Origin of the sequence: Mesorhizobium sp. M7A.F.Ca.CA.002.09.1.1 (assembly GCF_003998555.1) — a bacterium.
GTDB lineage: Bacteria > Pseudomonadota > Alphaproteobacteria > Rhizobiales > Rhizobiaceae > Mesorhizobium > Mesorhizobium ciceri.
In genome coordinates this window covers 1-954 of record NZ_RZRR01001352.1, presented here as the reverse complement: position 1 = coordinate 954, position 954 = coordinate 1, and the positions used below count along the sequence as shown (strand labels likewise).

Sequence of the window (954 nt, the reverse complement as noted above, 5' to 3'; positions counted from 1 at the left end):
GCAAAGCACGTCATAATCCGGCATCAAAATCTCCGCCAAAAACCCGAGCCGGCTTCTTGCCACGCCGGCCCGGCGCGGGTCTAGCGATTTGAAACCGGTTTGCCTAGGGCGTGACACGCAACTTTGGCGGAACAGGCAAAGGGGCATCAGCCGCGAGGCGCTATGACAATTCGACCGTGGCCGAAGCATTTCATCGCCGCACCGCCTATAAGCCTGGATCAGACGATCCCGCTTCGAAGGCGAGCCAGCCCCCAATGTCTACAAAAAGCATGTCGACGAAGAACGAGCCTGCAAAAAACGATCTGACCACCGACCTGGTACTGCTCGTCGTGCTGGCAGTGCTCTGGGGCGCCTCCTACACCTTCATCAAGATCGGCGTCGAAACCATCCCGCCGGTCACCTTCATTGCCGCCCGCACCCTGATCGCCGGCGGCATCCTGTTGGCCATCATCCGCTGGCGCGGGCTCGCCTTGCCGGGCGATGCTGCAAGCTGGCGCCGCTTCGCCTTCCAGGCCTGCCTCAACAGCGTTATTCCGTTCACCCTGATCGCCGCGGCCGAACGCTCGGTCGATGCCGGCCTCGCCACCATCCTCAACGCGACCTCACCGATCTTCACCTTCCTCTTGACCGCGCTCATCACCCGCCACGAGCCGGTCACCTTGCGCAAACTGATCGGTGTGGGCGCCGGCATTGCCGGCATCTGCCTCATTATCGGCACGCAGGCGCTGGGTGGCCTCGGTCATGAATTGTGGGCGCAATTGGCAATCGTCGCCGCGACGGTCTGCTATGCCGGGGCCGCCATTTTCGGCCGCGGTTTCAAGGGCCTCGACCCAATGCTACCGGCCGCCGGTTCCATGCTGTGCGGCGCCGTCATCCTCGTGCCGCTCAGTCTGGTGTTCGACCAGCCGTGGACGCTGGCGCCATCGACCGCGTCGATCCTGGCCCTGCTCGGCC

The 954-nt window shown here is 63.7% G+C and carries 1 protein-coding gene; it reads left to right on the top strand.

Features of this window, described 5'->3' with window-relative positions; all coding sequences use genetic code 11:
* Positions 1–254: 254 nt before the first annotated feature.
* The coding region (locus EN994_RS33150; RefSeq protein ID WP_127308241.1) for an EamA family transporter at positions 255–954 on the top strand (700 nt) is incomplete at its 3' end.